A 21,650-nucleotide genomic window follows, 5' to 3' on the forward strand; every position below is an offset into this window, starting at 1 on the left:
TATCATTCTATATTGGTGAGGTTTTATGGTGTCTAAACGAGGTCGAATTGATCAATTTATTGCTGGCACATTACAGGTCTCGAAAAAAGCCGTGCGTGAATTGTTAATCACCAATAAAGTGCTGGTCGATGGCCAGTTTGCTAAGTCACCAGACTTACAAATAAATGAGTTTAGCCATATTGAGTGTAATGGTGTGGTACTGCGCCATTATCAAAAGCAATACTATATGCTTAATAAACCTGACGGTGTGGTAAGTGCAACGATTGATGATAAACATCCAACAGCATTAGGTTTAATGATCGGTGTTAATACAGATATGCTGCATATTGCTGGTCGATTAGATTTACATTCTACCGGGTTATTGTTGTTAACTAATGATGCTAGATGGTCAGAGGCTTTGATGGCACCAGAGCATAAAGTCGATAAAAAATACCTAGTGACTTTAGCTAATCCGCTCGATCAACAATACGTCGAAGCTTTTGCTAATGGAATGTATTTTGAATATGAAAATATTACTACCTTACCGGCACAACTCACTGTTTTATCAAGTCACCTAGCTAGAGTGGTGTTGCGTGAAGGCAAGTATCATCAAGTTAAGCGTATGTTTGGTCGTTTTCGTAATCCGGTGCTTGCGCTGCATCGAGAATCAGTTGGTGAGATCATGCTTGATAACCAGTTAACCCCGGGTGAATTTCGTTCATTAACAAAAGCTGAAGTTGATAGCGTTTTTCAGCACTAGATCAACTTTTTTTATTTGATTACATGTTAATTTATTTGCTTTATTACAGCAGATTAGGTGACATGTGGATATTCAAGCATTAAAAAAGGTCAGCGAATTAGATGTATTTAGTTTGTTGGTGTTTAAGCTTATTTACGAGACTGGCTTTGCTAATTTTGCCGCCAAAGAGCTTGCGGTGTCTGCACCTAAAATTAGTCGATGTTTAACATCATTAAGGGCTATTTTTAATGACGAATTGTTTTTTCGCCGCCAACAAGGTTTAAAGCCAACACCACTAGCCGAACGCTTGTATCTACCGGTATGCCAGCTATGCGATATGGTGAGCAAAATTGAGCGTGTGGCTGATGACCGATTAAGCCATCACCAAACCCCTATTTTACATATTGCGGTATCGCCGAGCATTATTACCAGTGTTGCTATTGCACTAAGTAATATACCTAGAGAGATTATTGGTAAAGTTAAATTGCACAGTTGGCAAGCCGATACTGAAGAGTTAATTTATAATGGTGAACTTGATTTTGGTATTGGCTTTGAAACCCAAGATGCCCATGGTTTAGAGGCTTCCCCAATAGCTAATGTGAGGTCTTTATGTGTTGTCGGTAACGTTAATCATGTATTTTGGGCTGGCGCTGAACACATAAAATTAGAAGATATTATTCAACACTCTATCGTATATTTACGTTGTAAAGGTTTTAATAATCGTATCGATCCATTAGAGCTTTATTGCCAAACCGATGGTTTACTATTGGAAGATATCGAATGTGTCCGAAACCTAGAAGATTGGTATTGGCATATGCTGACCATGGACAGTTTAGCCATTACTATTTGTAATGAAGGTTCGTTTGCACAACAAATCCCACAACTACGAGTAGAAAGGCTGCCAGACAGTGAATTTAATAAGCTGAACAACGTTATGGCTATGCCAAGTTATTGTTTAATTGAGCGTGCAGAACATTATCGTCGTTACTCGTCAGACATGAAACAAATGATAATTGATATCATTAAGTTGCTGTTGGTATAAATGTTAATTGAGTGGCTGAATCCGATTTGGCATAGTTAGTTTAGCCAACTATAATTTTTCTATGTTCATTAATACTTATTATTCAATAGGTTAATTGTTTTCTGTTATATCTTTCTCTTTATTTACGTTTTACCCCTCATCAAATACCCCTTTAGGGTTACATAATCTGCAATTGGCAGTTTCATTTTTGTGGATACCTAAAACTAAAACTATCGATTCTTGTTAACGAATTTGCAACCAAACATCACAGGTTTGTGACAGTACACGGGTGTTTTGTTCTATTTCCCTATAGCTTGTAGGTGTAAAACCTACACATTTAAATCGGGGGATTTAAAATGAAAAAATATAATAGAACATTACTTGCTGCAGCGTTTATTGCAGCGTTAGGTGTGACCGGTTGTGGCTCTGACGGCAGTGATGGTGCTGACGGAGCTGCAGGTGCCGCGGGTACTGATGGTGCTACTGGTAGCGACGGTACTTCTGCAGGACTAACGGTTACTACTGTTGAAAATGCATATGACTTTAATTTGCAACTTGCGCCAACAGATATTGTTGTTGTCGGTAGCGATCCTTTTAACGTCAAATTTACCGTGTCGGGTAAAGGCACTGGTAATGCTGATGTTCCATATTCTGGACTTGAAAAAGTGGCATTATATGTCACCAGCCAGTCTGCTAATACTACAGACACTGGTGCACCAATGTTATGGACCAACCATGCGCTTGCTAATGATTTTGGCAGTAGCATGTATTGTACGCTAACAGGCACTGCAACTGCTCGAGGTGGTGCGGTTGTTAATGCGTGTACATTAGTTGAAGATGCAACTAATCCTGGTACTTACATTGGTACTTGGGCACATGATGGTAATGCGCCTGTGGTATTAGCGAGTGGTGATGCAAATGATTTAGTGCGAGTGTTTATTCGTGCCTATGACGTTACGATGGCTGACGGTACAGCAGTAAGTGATAAGATTTTATCAACTCCAGTAGATTTTATTCCTGCTACTGGGGAACTCGCTGTTTCAGCAAAAGACTCTGTGTCTAATGCTGCCTGTATTAAGTGTCATAGCCCAATGGAAGGTTACGCTGATACTGATATGCGTATTGCCAACATTGGTGCTCACCATAACTACCAAAAAGTTGAAAACTGCGTCGCTTGTCATAACCCAGCCTATGCTGGTGGACAAGATGATCCTGATGTTGGTTTTAACGTTAACTTCAATGCGATGATCCACACCATTCATATGGGTAAGGAACTTGCTCAATGGCAGGGACTAGAAGGCGAAGCTAAAGAGATGTGGGGCGAAGTTGGTTTCCCTGCTGAGTCAACTGAATGTACTGTTTGCCATGATAATGGCACCCAATGGAACGACAATGTCTATGCTGAAGCTTGTGTATCATGTCACTTAACGGTGAACTTTGAAACTGGTGAAAACCATAAAGGGATTGTTCCTTCAAGCGACGCTGTTTGTTCTGGTTGTCACGGTGCTGGTAGCTTAAGCCCAATCCAGGCGCACAGTGTTGATCGTCGTGACGTTTTTGAAAATGGTTTAGTTTTAGACGTTGTTTCTGCAAATGTTGCTGCTGACGTATTAACTGTCGTTATTGATGTTAAATTAAACGGCGTTGTTGCTGTTGATGGTACTGATTTAACGCAATACCTAAACAAAGCGAAATCAGGTGATGATATCTTAATTGGTACACTTGATAGTAATGGTGATTACTTACGTGGTTTAAGCATCAATACTGCTTCTAATCCAGAAATGTTTATAGTCCAAGGTGGCAAACTAACCTTAGCTAAAACACTTACTGCAAATCAATTAGATGGTAAAACACTTTCAGTGTCTTCAGAAATGAACATGTGTGGTAATACAACAACTCACAAGGTTGTGGTAAATACTATGTTAACGTCTGGCGCGGGTACCGATACTGGTGCTTGTGATGTTGCCGCTCCTGCTAACATAGTCACCAAGTTCTTCATGTTTGATACTGTCGCTGCTACAGGTGTATTAACGGAAGCCAACTTACGTTTTGTAAGCCCTGCATTGACTGCTTATAGCTCACCTACGCAGGTGGGTAATGACCGCACAACGGCTGATGAAATGAAGTGTAATGCTTGTCACGACAACTTAGCCCACGTTAAATCACCTAACCATGGTGTGACTAACTTTACCCAGTGTGCTGATTGTCACAACAACAACTATGCTGGCTCTTATCATGCAGATGTTTACAAGCAGTCTGGTGTTGATGCTACAGGCGAACCTACATTTGCAGTAATTCCAGGTTTAGAGTATTACAATCGTGATTTAGCAACAGTTGCTCACCGTTTCCACAGTGGATTGTTTGCTGGCTCTACTGGAGCAGGCATCTATTTAGGAACAGATGATGAATTAGTTAACTATCCTGCGACTAAAACCAATTGCCAAGCTTGTCATAAAGATGAGAATGCTGCTGGCGATGCGATGGCTTTCTTCTCTGGTACTGGCACGTTAACCTCTGGTAGAACTGCCATCGAAGTAGATGATAATCAATTTGATGGTGTTCCTGGCGAGTTTATTTCTCCAGTAGCTGAAGCATGTCGCAGTTGTCACGCGCACTCTGGTGCTGCCGCTCTTGCTCACTTTAAGAGTAATGGTGCGACAGTCTTTGGCGACAACGTCACAACAGCTGCCGGTGTACCTATTGAATCATGTGCAACTTGTCATGCTGAAGGTAAAACTTACGGTCTTGACAAAGTTCACTCTGGTGCAGCGCACTAGTGTTCAAAAACTTCTTAATCATCACTTAAGAAAATAAGCAAGAGGGAGGCAACAATGCCTCCCTCTTTTTTTATTTTATTTTTTATCCATTAATGCTGCAGTGAAGTAATAAGCCGGACTTCGTCCTACTAGGGTTGCTTTGCTGCTAGGACGGACTTCGTTCTGCTAAGGTCGCTTTGCTGCTAGGACGGACTTCGTCCTGCTAGGGTTGCTTTGCTGCTAGGACGGACTTCGTCCTGCTAAGGTCGCTTCGCTGCTAGGGTTGCTTTGCTGCTAGGACGGACTTCGTTCTGCTAAGGTCGCTTCGCTGCTAGGATGGACTTCGTCCTGCTAAGGTTGCTTCGCTGCTAGAAAATGATCAAAGCGAATGCTGCGATATGGGGGAGTGACATCTTCGCTGTTCAGATTTTATAGATTCTAGCCGCGCAGCGTCCTAGCGAGCTAGGCTCTTGCTATGGCATGACAAGTTATTGTGGCTTGATATTAATGAAGGTTTGATGAAAGTGACGTTATCGTTAATAGAAAAAGGGAAGTAATGCTACTTCCCTTATACTCGACTAGTTCTTTACGCCATTTGTTGACGCTGCATCCTTAATAACCATTTTCCGTAGATGAAAATGCCTACCGCGGAAATAATGCCAATGGCTGCAATAATATACCAAGCCATGCCGATATTGTTGGCATGATATAAAGCCTGAGTTAATGCTTGTGGATCTTGACCTGTGGCACTGACTAAACGGCTAAAGGCTTCTCCTTGGGGGATATTGGCGATATCCGTTAAGCTCATACCATGTTCAGATAAGGCTTCACGAGCGATGCGCTCTTTTGAAGCGTACATGTCATACAGTTTAGGGCCAAAATAACCTTCTAAAGTCCAACCTATGCCTTGGGGTAGCATGACAAAACCTAAGTACATGGCTTTTTTACCTTCAGGCGCAATGTTACCCATAAACTCGTTTTTCTTTGGGCTTATCATCATCTCACCGACCGAAAACATCGCAATAGCCAATACGATCATCCAAGCAGCATTAAACGCACCGACTAAGGCAATGGCTAAAATACTCAATAAACAACCAACAAACATGGCAGTAGTAATGCGATATTTAGCGGTAAGAGCAGCAACAATAAAGCATGTGGTCATGATCATCCCGGCATTGAGATTAAGCATACCTTCTGGCATCACTTTAGTGCCGTCATTATTAAGTCCTAACCAGAACTGTAATATGCCGTTACTGGTACCTTCTGGGCCAAATAAAGAGGTAACAATGACACTGGTATCAACCCATTCAGCAATGTGGATCGGTAATACATCAAATAATGAGTTATATAAAAACCAAAAACCGGCAAACACTAACATATAGTAAATCACTACAGGTTTTTTTAGCTCTCTAAGGGCATCTTTCCACAGTGCTTCTTGCTTTATCTCCCCTGATTTAACTTGACGCGCACGTTCTAAACGATCTTCTTTACCGGGCTCTTTATAAGCCAGTAAAAATAAAAAGTTAAACGAGATAATCGCTGCACAAGCATAAAATACATTGTCCCAAGATAATTGGCGCATGTGCACAGCAACTAACGGACCTAGAAAACCACCAATGTTAACAACCTGGTAAAATATACCCCAAGCCATTGAGGTATTATTACGGTTTGTTGACAGTACTAAAGTGCCTTGAATACCAGGTTTAAATACCCCGGTGCCTATAGCTAATAGCATTGCTCCAGCAAGAAACCCCCAGAAACTAGGGAAAAGAGCCATCGTTAAATAACCACAGATTTTAACTATGGTAGAAACAAAAATGGTTTCTTTATAGCCTACACGGTCAGAAATACCGCCAGTTAATACTGGAATAAAGGTTTGCAGTAATGCCCATACGGATATAATAATACCGTAATCACTTAAACTAATGCCCAGTCCGCCTTCTGATACTGGTGTCTTAGCATACAATCCCGCACTGGCTTTTACGCCATAATAGGCTATGCGCTCTACTAGTTCCATGCCACCGACAAGCCAAAATATATAGCCTAAACTGGTTATTGCTGCCCACATTCCCAATTGTTTTACTTCACTCAGATCGTTGCCTGAGTGTGAATTAGTGCTCATAAGTCACCCTTTTATTTTATGTTCGATATCATTTTTATAACAAAGGCTGATACTGTACCTAAGTTCTTGGTAAATATCCAAAGCCAATAAAAAAAGCGGATCAAAAGATCCGCTTTAGTATTTAATCATTGGCACGTTAACTGTCAACTCGCCAATTTTGCTATTATGGTTTAGGCGCCACAACACTTTTTATATTTTTTACCACTGCCACAAGGGCAAGCATCATTACGGTTAGGTTTAGCTTCAAAGCTGACCGTTTTTGGTTTATTTAATATACCGCTTAAATCAATAATATTTTCTGGCTTGTCGGTATCAATAGTAATATTGGCAAATAATTGTTTTTCAGCAACCATTGCGGCAACTTCAATTTTGCGCGCTTCTGTTTGAACCGACAAATTAAGCGGTAATGTTTCGGTGCCAAGTTTGGCTGCGCGTTTGGTGTTATAACCACTTTCGCCATAGGCCGGTTTAGGGGTTTGACGACCTTTAAAAAAGAATTTATCAGACATGGTTTTGGCCTATTAAATAGATTGATGATATTGGCCGAAGCTTATACACCAAAAATGTAAATTGAGATATCAAAGTTTCAATTTTGAACTAAATAAACGTCATATTATTGTTATGGGTCACATCAACAAAGATAAAAAACCAGCGAGTTATTTGCTGGCTTTTTGAGGAACGCTTTGCGTAAACAGAGTAAAGCTTAAGGCAATAATGTATTGTTTAGATTAAATTTTAGCCAACTCGACTTGTTGCTCGTTTAACTTTTCAATATCACGAGTTAAATCTGCCATCTTAGCGCGCTCTTTATCAATCACCGCCGCTGGGGCTTTAGCCACAAAACCTTGATTAGATAATTTACCTTCAATACGAGCAATCTCTTGGGCAAGCTTGTCTAATTGCTTGTCGATACGGGCCATTTCTGCACCAACATCGATTAAGCCTGCCATTGGGATTAACAGTTCCATGTTACCGACTAACTGCGTGCTCGACATTGGCGCTGTTTCACCCTCTGCTAAAATGGTCATCGTTTCGAGTTTAGCCAAACTTGCAAAGAATGTTTGGTTTGCTTCAAGACGAATACGATCTTCGTAACTCACACCACGCAGTAACGCATTAAGCGGCTTTGATGGGGCAATGTTAAGCTCTGCACGAATATTACGTACTGCTACAATCACTTGCTTAACCCATTCAAGATCGGCCATCGCGGTCGCATCAACTTGATCTGCTTGATAAGTTGGGAACGATGCTAGCATGATAGTATCGCCAGTTACGCCCGCTAACGGTTTGACGCGTTGCCAAATCGTTTCGGTGATGTATGGCATAATAGGGTGCATTAGGCGCTGCATTTTTTCAAGCACATTGACTAAAGTGTGGCGAGTGCCACGCATTTGCGCTTCGCTGCCATTTTGCATAACCGGTTTAGTCAGTTCTAAATACCAGTCACAGAATTGATTCCAGGTGAACTCGTATAATGTATTAGCGGCTAAGTCGAAACGAAAAGCAGCCATATGATCTTCAACGGTTTTGACGGTTTGATTAAATAAACCAATGATCCAACGGTCGGCTAACGACAATTCCATTGGCCCCGGTTTGCCATCAACTAATCGTTGGCCACAATCTAACGGCTCGCCAGCTTCATCGCTATCAGGATTAATCTGCGTTTCTGTGTTCATTAACACATAGCGTGACGCGTTCCATAACTTGTTACAGAAACTGCGGTAACCGTCTAGGCGTTTCATGTCCCAGTTGATATCTCGGCCGGTTGATGCCATTGCTGCTAAGGTGAAGCGCAGTGCATCGGTACCATGGGCCTCAATACCATCGGCAAACTCTTTACGAGTACTTTTTTCAATTTTTGCAGCAAGTTGTGGCTGCATCATGTTGCCAGTACGCTTAGTCACTAACGTTTCAAGGTCGATACCGTCGATCATGTCTAATGGGTCAAGCACGTTACCTTTAGATTTTGACATCTTGTTGCCAGCTTCATCACGGATAAGACCGGTAACATAAACCGTTTTAAAAGGCACTTGCGGCTTGCCGTCTTCATCTTTAATGAAGTGCATGGTCATCATGATCATACGGGCAACCCAGAAGAAGATGATGTCAAAACCGGTAACCAACACATCCGTTGGGTGGAAGGTTTTTAAATCTTCTAAGTTGTCTGGCCAACCTAAGGTTGAAAAGGTCCATAACGCCGAGCTAAACCAGGTGTCTAATACGTCATCGTCTTGGCGTAATACTACTGAGTCAGCAAATTTATGCTTAGCACGCACTTCTGCTTCGTTACGGCCAACATACACTTTACCGTTTTCGTCATACCAGGCTGGAATACGATGTCCCCACCACAGCTGACGTGAAATACACCAGTCTTTAATGTCACGCATCCACGAGAAATACATGTTCTCGTATTGTTGTGGTACAAACTTGATCTCGCCAGTTTCAACCGCTTCAATCGCTGTTTTTGCCATTGACTGAACGGCAACATACCATTGGTCGGTTAGTAATGGTTCAATCACTACACCCGAGCGATCGCCATAAGGTACTTTTAAGGCGTGAGGTGCCACTTTTTCAAGTAAGCCTAATGTGTCAAATTCAGCCACAATAGCATCACGGGCTTTAAAACGATCTAAGCCAACATAACGCTCAGGAAGCGCAATTTCGATGCCTTTGTTTGGCGTGCCATCAGTGTTAATCACTTCAACAAAACCGCGAACCGCAGCATCTAAGGTGAAGATATTGTACATAGGCAGTGCGTGACGCTTACCGACTTCATAGTCGTTAAAGTCATGGGCAGGGGTGATTTTTACGCAACCGGTGCCAAATTCCATGTCGACATAATCGTCGGCAACAATCGGCACTAAACGATTAACGATAGGCAATAAAATGAATTTACCAATGAGTGATTGATAACGTTCGTCATCTGGGTGTACGGCAACTGCGCTGTCACCTAGCATGGTTTCAGGACGCGTAGTGGCCACCTCTAGGTAGTCTTTACCGTCGGCTGTTAATGCACCTTGGGCTAAAGGATAGCGGAAATGCCACATGTGGCCTTGCTTCTCTTTATTTTCAACTTCAAGGTCTGAAATAGCGGTGTGCAGCTTTGGATCCCAGTTTACTAGGCGCTTACCACGATAAATGAGTTCATCGTCGTATAGGCGAACAAACACTTCTTGAACGGCTTTTGATAAGCCCTCATCCATGGTGAAACGTTCGCGTTCCCAATCAACCGATGCGCCCATGCGGCGCAGCTGTTTGGTGATAGTACCACCAGACTGTTCTTTCCAGTCCCACACTTTGTTGATAAAGGCATCTCGACCTAAATCATGGCGATTTTTGCCTTCTTCGGCTTCAAGCTTTCGCTCAACCAACATTTGGGTCGCGATACCAGCATGATCTGTGCCCACTTGCCATAAGGTATTTTTACCTTTCATGCGCTCAAAGCGGGTTAGGGTATCCATGATGGTGTCTTGGAAGGCATGTCCCATGTGCAAGCTACCGGTTACGTTCGGTGGCGGGATCATGATGCAATAATTACCTTGTGATTCATCACCATGTGGCTTGAAGTAACCTTGCTCTTCCCAGTTCTGGTAAAGGGCTTGTTCGATAGACTTTGGGTTGTATGTTTTTTCCATAGGAGCGTTATGTTCTCTATCTAAATTAAGTGTTTATTCAGCTAATGCTTGAGTATTGGGCGTAATGCCAACATTCTGGTATTGACGATAGCGATTGCGGGCAATGCGCTTGAGTTCATCATCATTAGCGACAAAATCGATAATATGGGCTAAGTTTACCGCAAAACTGGGCATCTGGTCTGCAAGATTAATCAGAACCTGGCGACTTTTATTAGGCCCTAGGGTGTCAAAACCAATTTCGACAGGGGCACCGGTTACAGGGCCTTCACCCTTTAAATTGTGCGGCACAAAGGCACTGGGCTCAAATTGCCACAGTAATTCGTCAATCGCATACGCTTGCTGCTTATCTTTACAGTGAATGTAGACGGTTTTTTGTTGACGATATTGTTGTTCAGCTAACCTGCACGCAGCTAAATAGAGCGCATCTAATGCACTCATTTGATTATGATTATCAGGCATAAGGTAAAATATAGCTTGAGTCATGTTGTGATGCTTTTGACAGGTTAATAAGTTGGGCACGAGTTTACACTAAAATCGCCTGTGGGTTAATGGCAGTGTGATGGGATATTCATATGACGTTGGAATAGCTCAATATCATTAAGGTCAGTTTAATCGCGCTTATTAATCCGACGTATATTGCTATCATAATGGATTTTCTCCGCCGTTGCGGTAATAGCTCTGTGATGGATGGATGTTGAGGCGATGTTTGAACTGGCGTTAAGCTTGAACGTCACAACACAAACCACCTAATGGTTAAATTGTAGGGGATGTTATTAATCATTATTTGCTGTTTACGCCATGGGCTTAACAGCAGTAGTCTGCTAAAGACCCATTGTTGATCAATGGATAAGCTGAACCGGGTCGTGAAGCGGTCGTAACAGACCTCTATTTTGTGATTATCAATGAGATGTGTTTTGTGTTGCTGACGCTCAAATTGCATTGCGTGCCCTTAGTGAACTAATTCACATTTTACATGAGTAGGGCTTGTGCCTTTAGTGCACTCTTTTAATGCTCTGCGTTGTGCTTTTAACATTGAATCGTAACCAAAACCGTATCCATAGCGAACATTACCACTATCACTTACCGATACAGCAAGCGCTTTATTATCTTTAAAGTCTTTAAGTTGAATTAACACATCAATCAGTTTCTGATCATTTGTCACAAACTGACACGCTTTAGGTTGCGGCGTTTGTTCACAGGCTAATGGGTAATGGTCAAATACAGGATAGGAAATATCGATACCGTCAAACCAAGCAGACCAGGTGGTTTCTTGCCTAGTTATTTGCATATCTGCAGGAATATGAATTTGCAGTTGTTGATTGTCAGAATCTTGCTGCCCTAACCAGACTAAGTTGAGTTTATTGTCGTTAGGATGACCATTGGCAACGAGCACATCGCCTGCGCAATTATCGCACAGTTGCTCATCAGCTTTGATAATTGATATTTGGGTTGAATGGCCAGTAGCACCGCCGCAGCTTCGTTCAAAAATTACTGCCTTGTACATTTTATCTAATGAAAGTGATTCGGTGTAAACGTTATTACCGCACATTTGATTGAGTAGCCAGCCCATTAAGATAGCCATTACCGCAAAAAGGGCTAATGCGCTAATGATTGAAATGATAATGACTTTTAACGCTTTCACCTGAAGATCCCTTTCTGCGAGTTTGGTTTATAGATTATGGGGTTATCATTCTTACAAACGAGACAATAGATTTGTTACGTATGTGTAACAAGTTAACAATTGTTTAGTTAAAGGTTATTTTGTTTGGGTTATTTACAGATCGGCATTGTCGAAAGCGGTATTTTTAGCGAATAGAATGAGTAGAGAATGGAATCGTTAGATAATTAAAAGCGCTATTGGTTAAAATGCCCTTGATTAAAGTGCTTAACACAATGGTGTTGGATTTAAGATATTTGGTTTTGAGTATTTGGATCTTTGGATCTTTTGATCTTTAGTGCTTAGCAATACTGATCTCTTGGGCAAAGTATTGGTCATAAATTGCTTGATAACGCCCTGATGTTTTTAGTTCATCAAATGCTTGTTGCCATAATATAACCGCCTCATCAGTAGTGTCGTTTGAAAATGCGATATACAAGGTCGAGTCATACAACTTAATAGAAGTACGCTCTATTGAGTTGATATCGATATCGGCTGCTTTTGCCAAAAAAGGCATTACCAGCTCGCTCATAGGCGCAACATCAACTCGCCCATAGTTGAGCATTTTTAGTGATTGTAATTGTGATTTGTCAGTACTGAGGTTGGTGAAGCCTTGGGAGTCCAAATAGGTGTGGTCAGCATTACCAAGCACTACGCCAACATTTCGGACACGTTTTAAGTCTTCTAAATCTGCTAATGATAGTTCGGAATGGCGTTTTTGGTAAAAATACACTCCGCTGCTAATAATGGGGCCTACCCATTTCATGTTTACTTCTCTTTCAGGTCTTTTAGCCAGTAAAAATAATGCGGTATTTGGTTGTGAGTTGATGAGTTGAAATGCTCTATTAAAGGGGTACATTTCAATCTTGGCTGTTTGTTGAGTATGTTGCATCATAGCTTGAAGTATATCGATGGCAAAACCACTTAAATGACCATTATGTATGTAACTAAATGGAGGTAGTGGATGGGTGATGAATTGCACTTGGGGAATATTTTTTGCATATAAATGTTCCATCGGAGTCAGTGCAAAGCAAACACTCAAGATGATGGCATAAAGTTTTGAAAATAAGGGGTTCATTTATTGACTGCCACGGCTAGTGACAAGATCAAGAGATATTTGGGCTTCATTCAATCAATTCCTTGTGATTGTGAATTTGAATATAGAAGTTGATATTGCAATGTTAAATTGGTGAATAAATAACCTACCATATGATGAGGTTATAGACAAATTATAACTTCATCATATGGGCTTATTTTATAGTTGCATCACGATTATTGATCATGTTTAGTAAAGGCTTGAGATAATCTTGCTGGATCTGGGAAAGTAAAATAGTGGTTTATTTGTACCCATGAATCATGACTTTTAATAAACTGGCCTACAGCAACGAGGATTGAACAGGCTAAAATGCCCCAGCCAATAGCATTATCGCCAGCACTTGCCCAAACAGCGACTAGACTTGATGCCCCAAAAGCGATGCTGATTTGGATAAAGTTTTGTAACCCGGCGGCTTTAGATGCGTTATGGCTGAATTGTTGTAGGGCATTATTGACCACAATAGGGTAAATCGCGCCATTACACCCTGCTAACAATGAAAATGCTATTAGTAATGGCAATATTGTTGCTGTATCGAGGATGACACTGGATATAAAAATGGCCGTAACACAAAAGCCAAACAGTATAAGTAAACAGTTTAGGCTGATTTTGGTGCCAAACTTTCTAATGAGTAACTTGCTCGAGTAGCCACCGACAATAAACATGATGGTTTGAGGAATAAAACTTAAGCCAATTTCAGTCGCAGCGTAACCATATTGTTCCATCACCGCAGGCCATAGAGTTAAGTAAGCAAAGAAAGCTCCTGAACATGCGCCAAAAATGATCACATTGCCTAAATATCGTGTATTAGCCAGTAATTGCTGATAGCGGATCGGAGTCTTACTTTTATGTAAGCTTGCTCGTTCTTTAGGGACAAAAATATATGTCATCACAATGAGTATCATAGCAATAATACATAAGCTGATAAACACCGCGCGCCAGCCAAAACTATTGAGTATCACTGCGCCTGCAATGGGTGCAAGTGCCGGAGATAAGGCCACTAAAGGCATAATGTTAGCGAAAATATTTTGAGCTTTATCGGCCGGGAATTGTTCAATTACAATCGCTTGCCAGATCACTGCAGCACTGCATGCGCCAATCGCTTGGAAAAAACGTGCAATATTCATCATCATCATACTTTCACTTGTGGCAATTAATGCGCTTGCCAGCATGAATAGGCTTAGCCCAACAATGAGTGAATTACGTTTACCTATTTTATGCACTAATGGGCCATATAATAACTGCCCAATTGCGAGACCGGCTAGAAAACTGGTTAATGATATGGCCACTTCAGAAGTACTAGCATTAAAAGTCCCTTCAATTGATTTGAACGAAGGGAGGTACATGTCGGTAGCGATAAAACCTAACATACTCAGTAATGCTAAATAAAACAGAAATAAGTAAAATGTTATATTTGTTTGTTTTGTGTTGGATTCTATGTTTTTATTAATAATATTAGGCATATCTATTTTCGTTAATTCAATAATGGTCGCTAGTTTAATGGTTTGCTAAATTAGCTGGAAACGTTTAAATTTGAATGCTGTCATCAAATAAATTGATTGAACTATTTTTGTAAAGCATAATTGATTTCAATTAAGTCCTCTGCACAATAATCATCTTGTGTTGCCATATCGTATGAATAACGCAATTAAATAAGTTGAATGAATATGCTTTCACAACAAATATTTGAGCTGATTGATGTTGTTGCTCAAACCGGTAGTTTTACTGCTGCAGCAAAAAAACTGCATAAAGTACCGTCGGCAATAAGCTATTCTGTTAAACAAATTGAGAATGAACTTGGGGTTGTTTTATTTATTCGTCATCATCGAAGTGTCAGTTTAACCCCCGCAGGAAAATATTTTGCTGCTAAAGCACGCCAGTTTCTTAGCGATATGGAGCTTATGAAACGAGACACTCAACGAGTGGCTAATGGCTGGAAGCCGATGTTATCTATTGCGTTGGACAATATAGCCAGAACTGACAGCGTACACGCATTAATCGCTGATTTTTATAGACAGTTTCAAGATGTTGAACTGATTATTCGTATTGAAGTTTTTAATGGCGTATGGGAAGCACTTGCTACTGGACGAAGTGATATTGCGATTGGTGCGACCACTGCAAATCCGGTTGGAGGAGCCTTTAAATTCACCAATATGGGCGATATTGACTGGCTGTTTGTGGTAAGCCCTGAGCATCCATTAGCAACTATTATGCATCCACTTAGCGATGATGAGTTACGTGGTTTTCCATCTATTTGCCTTGAAGACACTTCACGAGATATTCCCAAACGCGTCACCTGGCTATTAAGTAATCAACGCCGATTAGTCGTACCTGATTGGCACAGTGCGATTAACTGTTTTGTTGAAGGCTTAGGAATTGGCTATATGCCCGAACATTTAGCCGGACCGTTAATTAAGTCGGGTCAATTAATCTGTAAAAAACTCCACAGAGTAAAACAACCTAGCCCATGTTGTTTGGCGTGGAATGATGATCAAATGTCACCCGCATTGGCCTGGGTGTTGGACTATTTAGGCGATGGGGAGCAATTGCATCGTCAATGGTTAGCGTAACATTTACTTTAGCTGTGGAATGAATAGCACGCTTCGTTAGGACAACTTAGTTAAGGACGACTTCGTTAGGACGACTTCGTTAAGATTGCTTAGTTAGTGCGATTAAAATCAACATAAAAAAAGGGTAAAGCTTAATGCTTTACCCTTTAATATACGTCAAAGCTAATGCCTATTCGCTAATTTCAACACCAGCACGATTAATTAAGAACTGGCTTAAAATCGGTACCGGACGTCCAGTAGAGCCTTTATTAGCACCGCTGTTCCAAGCCGTACCAGCAACATCTAAATGCGCCCAGTTGTACTTTTTAGTAAAGCGAGACAAGAAGCACGCCGCAGTAATTGAACCTGCTGGGCGACCACCTAAGTTAGTCATGTCGGCAAATGGACTGTCTAGCATGTCTTGATACTCATCCCATAACGGCATGCGCCACGCGCGATCACCGCTTTGTTCACCAGCATTTAATAGCTCGTGGGCTAATGGGTTGTGCGAACTGAACAAACCAGATGCGTGCTTACCGAGTGCGATAACACAGGCACCAGTTAAGGTTGCAGTATCAATTACTAATTCAGGTTCATAGCGTTCAACGTAAGTTAATACATCACACAACACTAATCGACCTTCAGCATCAGTGTTAAGCACCTCAACTGTTTGGCCCGACATGGTGGTTAAAATATCGCCAGGGCGATAAGCATTACCCGCAGGCATGTTTTCACAACCCGCTAAAATACCAATAACGTTAATAGGCAGCTTCATTTCACATAATGCTTTCATGGTGCCAATAACACCTGCAGCGCCGCCCATGTCGTATTTCATTTCATCCATGGCTTCGCCTGGCTTTAATGAAATCCCGCCAGAATCAAAGGTTAACCCTTTACCAACAAGCACAATTGGCTTTTCGGTACTATCAACCGCGCCCTGATACTCCATCACGGTCATGATAGATTCGTTACTGCTAGCGCGGCCTACGGCTAAATAAGAGTTCATGCCTAACTTGGCCATTTGCTCTTCACCGATAGTGGTTACTTTCAGGCTTTCGTAAACTTCAGCCATTTGGCGAGCTTGCGATGCTAAGTAAGCTGGATTACAGATGTTCGGTGGCATGTTGGCCACGTCACGACATAAATGCATACCTGCAGATACAGCTGTTCCGTGTTCAATTGCACGTTCACCAATGGTTAATTCACGGCGCGTTGGCACGTTAAAGACCATTTTACGTAATGGACGACGAGTTTCGCCTTTACGGGTTTTTAAAGCGTCAAATGAATAAAGGCTATTTTGAGTACTTTCAATAGCTTGGCGTACTTTCCAGTAGGTGTCACGGCCTTTAACATGCAATTCAGTTAAGAAGCACACAGCTTCCATCGAACCGGTTTCATTTAGGGTACTGATGGTTTTTGTGATAATTTGTTTGTATTGGCGCTCGTCTAACTCACGCTCTTTGCCACAACCAACCAGTAATACACGTTCACTTAATACATTTGGCACATGATGCAATAGCAACATTTGTCCTGGTTTCCCTTCAAGGTCACCACGACGAAGAAGGTTACTAATGTAACCTTCACTGATTTTATCCAATTGCTCTGCGATGCCAGATAAACGGCGAGGTTCGTACACGCCGACAACGATACAGGCTGAACGTTGCTTTTCTGGGCTGCCGCTCTTTACGCTAAACTCCATGAGCACTCCTAGATTCTTAAAGACAAATTTTTATATTTATTAGATAATGTTTGCATTAGGCCATCTGGCACATAATCAACGAAAAGGTGATAACTGTTTGGGATTATTAACGAAAAAGAGGCGTAAATTGACAGCCAAAATAGATGTTAACCATGACCCCGAAGCACCTTCCGCGCTGGTCAGAAAACTAGCAAAACTGCTGAAAGTAGACAGTTTACATGAAAGTTGTTCTGATACCAGTAAAAAGATAAGTTTAGCCACCGGATCCTACTTGTGATTGTATTTAGATATCTTATTAGTGAAGTTTTAAAAGCACAATTTGCGGTACTTTCGGTGCTGTTAACTATTTTTATTAGTCAACAATTTGTGCGCGTGTTAGCCGATGCCTCTGACGGTGAATTTCCTGCGTCTTTAGTGATGACATTGCTTGGCTTAAATTTGCCTCAATTAACCGTATTAGTACTACCTTTGAGCTTCTTTTTAGGCATATTGCTGGCTCATGGGCGAATGTATGCTGAAAATGAAATGGTAGTTTTACATGGCGTTGGCGTGAGTGAATGGTATGTCACTCGAGTGACCTTACTGGTGGCTTTTGCCAATTTATTGTTTACCGCCTATTTGTCTGTTTATGTTGGACCTTGGGCGGAAGAACGCCAAAACCAAGTGTTAGAGAAAGCCCAGTCAGAAGCGGGCCTAGCAGCGTTAACTCAAGGACGTTTCCAAGCAAGTCCGAATGGACGAGCGGTTTTGTTTGTTGAAAAAATAAATAAAGACAATACCTTAGATAAGGTGTTTGTTGCACAGCTTCCCGACCCAGAAGATGAAAATGGCCTAACTAATATTGTGGTAGCGAATAAAGGTCGGGTGATTGAAGATAATATTGGCAGCCAACAATTACAACTTGAAAAGGGTTTTCGTTATCAAGGCAGCCCCAAGTCACTTGAATTGCAAGTGATTGAGTTTGGCGGCTATAAAATGGAAATTAAAGAACAAGAGGTGGATGAGCGTCGACGTAAACTTTCAGCATTGCCAATTGATGAACTGTTAGATACTCCCGGACCAGAAGCTGCAGCTGAATTTCAGTGGCGACTAGCCATCCCTATTGCGATCCCATTATTGACCTTAATTGCGGTGCCGTTAGCGCGGGTTAATGTGCGCCAGGGTAAGTTTGCTAAAATGGGTCCCGCTATTTTGCTTTATTTAGGTTACTTTGGATTAATGATTGCAGGCCGAAAAGCTCTGCAAGATGAGGTGGTGCCGCAGTTTTTGGGCATGTGGTGGATCCATGGCTTTGCATTAATATTAGGTCTACTGCTATTAATAAAAGAGCGTCCAACTGGGATGAAGTTCTTGGGCTTGTTTAAGCGTAAGCAGGTGGCTGCATGAGAATATTAGACCTGTACATTGCGCGTATGATTGTTAGTACATCAGGCTTATGTTTACTTATTCTGACTGGATTATCAGGCATTATTAAGTGGGTTGACCAATTACGTTTAGTTGGACGTGGTGCTTACACCATGCTTGATGCTGCTATCTATGTGTTATTTTTGATTCCTCGTGATATAGAAATGTTCTTTCCAATGGCGGTATTGCTTGGTGCGCTAATAGGTATGGGCATGTTGGCATCAAACTCCGAGCTAGTGGTGATGCAAGTTTCTGGCATGTCGCGTTTACAAATCACCCAATCGGCGATGAAAACAGCTATTCCACTGATGATTATGGTTATGGCGCTGGGAGAGTGGGGCGCACCCATTGCGGAGAAAAGTGCCAAAGAGCTGCAGGCGACGAAGATATCGGGTGGCAGTTTGATTAAGTCTCATCGTGGCATTTGGGCAAAAGATGGTGACTTATTCGTTAATATTGGTGAGGTTCAAGACGTTAATACGCTGAATGATATTAGTTTATATGAATTTAACGACCAACAAGAATTAACTAGAGTGACGCATGCAAAGACAGCAGTGTTCATTAATGATGTTTGGCAGTTATCTGCAGTTGATAACACTAGCGTAAAAGATGATCGTGTTATTCGTGATTATCTTGATACTGATGTATGGCAGTCGACATTAACCCCAGACAAGCTCAGTGTGGTGTCAATTAAGCCAGAAGCATTATCTATCAGTGGCTTAATAGATTACTTAGATTATTTAAAGGTTAACCAACAAGACCCTAGTCGATATGAGCTGGCGTTGTGGCGCAAGATTATGCAGCCGGTAACAGTTGCTGTAATGATGTTAGTGGCACTATCGTTTGTGTTTGGGCCGCTACGTACTGTGACCATGGGCGCTCGTGTGTTGCTGGGAGTCGTGGCAGGATTTAGCTTTTATATCAGTAATGAGATATTTGGCCCTATGAGCATAGTGTATGAATTACCGGCGGTGGTAGGCGCAATTGCCCCAAGCATGTTATTTACTGGATTAGCATTATATTACATTCGTAAATAACCTTAGTTGGGATAGTAAAAGGTTATGTAAGCCTGAGTTATTCTACGGTTTTAATTATTCTATGCTTTTATTTATGCTAGCGTTTTAGTGACCTTGACGTGTACTAGTGACTTGACGTGTACTAGTGACTTGGCGTGTACTAGTTATGCTTGCCACAGGTGTACAAACGAACCTTGGTAGTAAAAAAATGGCAACCTTATGGTTGCCATTTTTTACTCGTAAACTAATTATTTATATTAACTAGGCGCCGCGCCAGTTGCGCATTTGATTAGCTTCTACCGACAATACCACCACTTCAGAACGTGTCATCATGTCTTGTAAGGCTAACTTGTCATCATTAATGATAATCCATAAATTACCAATACCCAGTAAAGACCAAATTAACCGCGCACAGGCGGTAATAAAGCTGAGGTTTTGACCATTAGGATGTTGCACTTTAAGTCGCCAAGCTCGCATACCTAATGTTTGCCCACCTCTACTCCAAAATATGGCATAAAATCCGCCAACACAGAGGGCTATCCATAGTTGGTAAAAGCCATGGTAAATTGGCGTGTTGTTTAGCAAATCTGACACATGCTCATGACCATTCATAGCGATGAGTCCGCTGCTCTGTAAACCAAAGAAAACACCAAAACCTAATGCACCAGCACACATATAAACGGCTACAGCCAGCATGGAGTCATACGCCATAGCCCCTAAACGACGTACAAAACTTGCACGTGGGAAATTAGCATGATCTGAATTCAACATAGACAGTCCTTCTTTAAATAAAGATGATTAAACCTCATCATCTTCGCGAACAAATTTAATACTACTAAAACCAAAACGTGCAAACTCGGTTTTACGAAATTCTTTTTCTGCTTTAGCGCCTTTTTTTGAGGTTAAGGCAACTTGTTGTTCCATGGCTAAAAAATTCTTTAAATCAATCCCTTCTGCTTCAGCTGCCGCTTCATAAAGATCACGATGTATGTCATAGCTAAAGGCGATGGTTTTGGTGTGGCCTTTAAAGGTATAAATCACTTGGCGCGCCATGGAGAACTCCTGAAATTAATGTAATTCACTGCTAAAAATAAACAATACAGTACCTAAAAGGCATAATTCTGCCGACAAGTTGTCAAGCGTTAGTGAGGCTTTAAGATACTAAACTGCAAAAGGACAAATACACTTAAGGTGACCATCTTTTGCATAGTCGTTAATTGTCCCACGTTCATCGCGATATAACCAAGCCGATTTGTTAGAACTTGCAATAAATATCCAAATAAGACCGTGCCTTCAGCGGACTAATATTGCAATGGTCTACAATTTGCTTTTTAAGTAGGTTCTCTCACTCTAAAACTAAAGTCTGTGGCGCTGTAAACCGACTGTGACAAGAATAAGTTGCATAAGATGGACTTTATGATAAGGCTAAATATAAGTAACACGCACCATCTGGATAACTGTTGAGTGACTCAGTTAATTTTACTGATGTGATGTCGGTTTTGAATCCTCGCTGCTGCCAGTAAGTTTGTGCACCTTGTACTGCAACGAGTCCAATGCCATTGACCGTCAGCGTTTTGGCTTGCTCAACAAGGTATGTAAACAGTTGCTTACCAATGCCCATCCCTTGTGCGCTGGGTGAGATGGCCATGTCATGTAAATACCAACAGTTAGCATTACTCTGGTCACTGATTTCGGTTTCCAATGATGGGGCATCGCCTCGCGGCCAAGGGTGAACTAAGGTATAAGCTAACACACTACCTTGATGTTCAAATACGACACAACTAGTTGGTGATGCTCGCCATTTACTTTGCATAACACCCAGCGACTCAGGCGCTAATTCAACATAACATTGTGCTTGTATCGCCATTATAGCGGGCCAATCAGTAGGATTAATTGGACGTATTGGCATATCAGTCAGTCTCGGCATTTTTGGGTGCATAATTATACTCAGAAACAGCCTAAAACCTAAGCGTTAATCTG

General features: G+C 41.5%; 18 protein-coding genes. 6 read left to right on the forward strand and 12 right to left on the reverse strand.

What is annotated here, in order from left to right; genetic code table 11:
* The first annotated feature begins 25 nt into the window (after positions 1 to 25).
* The 3 genes from EGC82_RS06245 to EGC82_RS06255 all read left to right on the forward strand — a co-directional run bounded on the left by EGC82_RS06245 (position 26) and on the right by EGC82_RS06255 (position 4,516).
* Positions 26 to 739, forward strand: coding sequence for a 16S rRNA pseudouridine(516) synthase (locus tag EGC82_RS06245; RefSeq protein ID WP_124730000.1), 714 nt, complete (start codon positions 26 to 28; stop codon positions 737 to 739).
* A gap of 64 nt (positions 740 to 803) precedes the next feature.
* Positions 804 to 1,760, forward strand: coding sequence for a LysR family transcriptional regulator (locus EGC82_RS06250; RefSeq protein ID WP_124730001.1), 957 nt, complete (start codon positions 804 to 806; stop codon positions 1,758 to 1,760).
* A 335-nt stretch (positions 1,761 to 2,095) separates the two neighbouring features.
* On the forward strand, positions 2,096 to 4,516 hold the full coding sequence (locus EGC82_RS06255) for an OmcA/MtrC family decaheme c-type cytochrome (protein ID WP_124730002.1): 2,421 nt from the start codon (positions 2,096 to 2,098) through the stop codon (positions 4,514 to 4,516).
* A 565-nt stretch (positions 4,517 to 5,081) separates the two neighbouring features.
* Here the strand turns inward: EGC82_RS06255 and EGC82_RS06260 are convergent.
* The 7 genes from EGC82_RS06260 to punC form a co-directional block, all read right to left on the reverse strand.
* Positions 5,082 to 6,617, reverse strand: a complete 1,536-nt coding sequence (locus EGC82_RS06260) for an MFS transporter (protein WP_124730003.1) — start codon at positions 6,615 to 6,617, stop codon at positions 5,082 to 5,084.
* A 170-nt stretch (positions 6,618 to 6,787) separates the two neighbouring features.
* Positions 6,788 to 7,126, reverse strand: coding sequence for a PBPRA1643 family SWIM/SEC-C metal-binding motif protein (locus EGC82_RS06265; protein WP_124730004.1), 339 nt, complete (start codon positions 7,124 to 7,126; stop codon positions 6,788 to 6,790).
* A gap of 219 nt (positions 7,127 to 7,345) precedes the next feature.
* Positions 7,346 to 10,252 (reverse strand): valine--tRNA ligase, encoded by a 2,907-nt coding sequence (locus tag EGC82_RS06270; RefSeq protein WP_124730005.1) that lies wholly within the window; start codon positions 10,250 to 10,252, stop codon positions 7,346 to 7,348.
* A gap of 33 nt (positions 10,253 to 10,285) precedes the next feature.
* Entirely contained in the window at positions 10,286 to 10,735 is a 450-nt protein-coding gene (locus EGC82_RS06275) for a DNA polymerase III subunit chi (protein ID WP_124730006.1), read from the reverse strand.
* Between the two features lie 466 nt (positions 10,736 to 11,201).
* Entirely contained in the window at positions 11,202 to 11,894 is a 693-nt protein-coding gene (locus EGC82_RS06280) for a hypothetical protein (protein WP_124730007.1), read from the reverse strand.
* A 310-nt stretch (positions 11,895 to 12,204) separates the two neighbouring features.
* Positions 12,205 to 12,987 (reverse strand): substrate-binding periplasmic protein, encoded by a 783-nt coding sequence (locus EGC82_RS06285; RefSeq protein WP_124730008.1) that lies wholly within the window; start codon positions 12,985 to 12,987, stop codon positions 12,205 to 12,207.
* A gap of 194 nt (positions 12,988 to 13,181) precedes the next feature.
* Positions 13,182 to 14,465, reverse strand: coding sequence for a purine nucleoside transporter PunC (gene punC / locus EGC82_RS06290; RefSeq protein WP_124730009.1), 1,284 nt, complete (start codon positions 14,463 to 14,465; stop codon positions 13,182 to 13,184).
* 204 nt (positions 14,466 to 14,669) lie between these two features.
* On the opposite strand from punC, the gene punR reads away from it, so the two are divergent.
* Positions 14,670 to 15,572: a DNA-binding transcriptional activator PunR gene (punR, locus tag EGC82_RS06295; protein ID WP_124732575.1), complete on the forward strand. Its 903-nt coding sequence runs from the start codon at positions 14,670 to 14,672 to the stop codon at positions 15,570 to 15,572.
* Between the two features lie 169 nt (positions 15,573 to 15,741).
* Here punR and pepA read toward each other — a convergent pair whose 3' ends face one another.
* The gene (gene pepA / locus EGC82_RS06300; protein WP_124730010.1) at positions 15,742 to 17,250 is read right to left on the reverse strand and encodes a leucyl aminopeptidase; all 1,509 of its coding nucleotides are present in this window, start codon (positions 17,248 to 17,250) and stop codon (positions 15,742 to 15,744) included.
* Between the two features lie 273 nt (positions 17,251 to 17,523).
* On the opposite strand from pepA, the gene lptF reads away from it, so the two are divergent.
* Together lptF and lptG are read left to right on the forward strand one after the other, a co-directional pair.
* A complete protein-coding gene (gene lptF / locus EGC82_RS06305) occupies positions 17,524 to 18,636 on the forward strand; it encodes an LPS export ABC transporter permease LptF (protein WP_124730011.1) in 1,113 nt (370 codons plus the stop codon).
* Positions 18,633 to 19,691: an LPS export ABC transporter permease LptG gene (gene lptG, locus EGC82_RS06310; protein ID WP_124730012.1), complete on the forward strand. Its 1,059-nt coding sequence runs from the start codon at positions 18,633 to 18,635 to the stop codon at positions 19,689 to 19,691. The genes lptF and lptG overlap by 4 nt, the downstream gene beginning before the upstream one ends.
* A 240-nt stretch (positions 19,692 to 19,931) precedes the next feature.
* Here lptG and EGC82_RS06315 read toward each other — a convergent pair whose 3' ends face one another.
* From EGC82_RS06315 to EGC82_RS06330, 4 genes are all read right to left on the reverse strand, one after another.
* A complete protein-coding gene (locus EGC82_RS06315) occupies positions 19,932 to 20,441 on the reverse strand; it encodes an RDD family protein (RefSeq protein WP_124730013.1) in 510 nt (169 codons plus the stop codon).
* Between the two features lie 27 nt (positions 20,442 to 20,468).
* The gene (locus tag EGC82_RS06320) at positions 20,469 to 20,723 is read right to left on the reverse strand and encodes a DUF2960 domain-containing protein (protein ID WP_124730014.1); all 255 of its coding nucleotides are present in this window, start codon (positions 20,721 to 20,723) and stop codon (positions 20,469 to 20,471) included.
* An 89-nt stretch (positions 20,724 to 20,812) separates the two neighbouring features.
* Positions 20,813 to 20,902, reverse strand: a complete 90-nt coding sequence (locus EGC82_RS21485; protein ID WP_244212575.1) for a hypothetical protein — start codon at positions 20,900 to 20,902, stop codon at positions 20,813 to 20,815.
* Between the two features lie 182 nt (positions 20,903 to 21,084).
* Complete coding sequence (locus tag EGC82_RS06330; protein WP_164839101.1) at positions 21,085 to 21,597, reverse strand: GNAT family N-acetyltransferase; 513 nt, start codon at positions 21,595 to 21,597, stop codon at positions 21,085 to 21,087.
* Between the last annotated feature and the right edge of the window lie 53 nt (positions 21,598 to 21,650).

The organism is Shewanella livingstonensis (assembly GCF_003855395.1).
GTDB classification, from domain to species: Bacteria; Pseudomonadota; Gammaproteobacteria; order Enterobacterales; family Shewanellaceae; genus Shewanella; species Shewanella livingstonensis.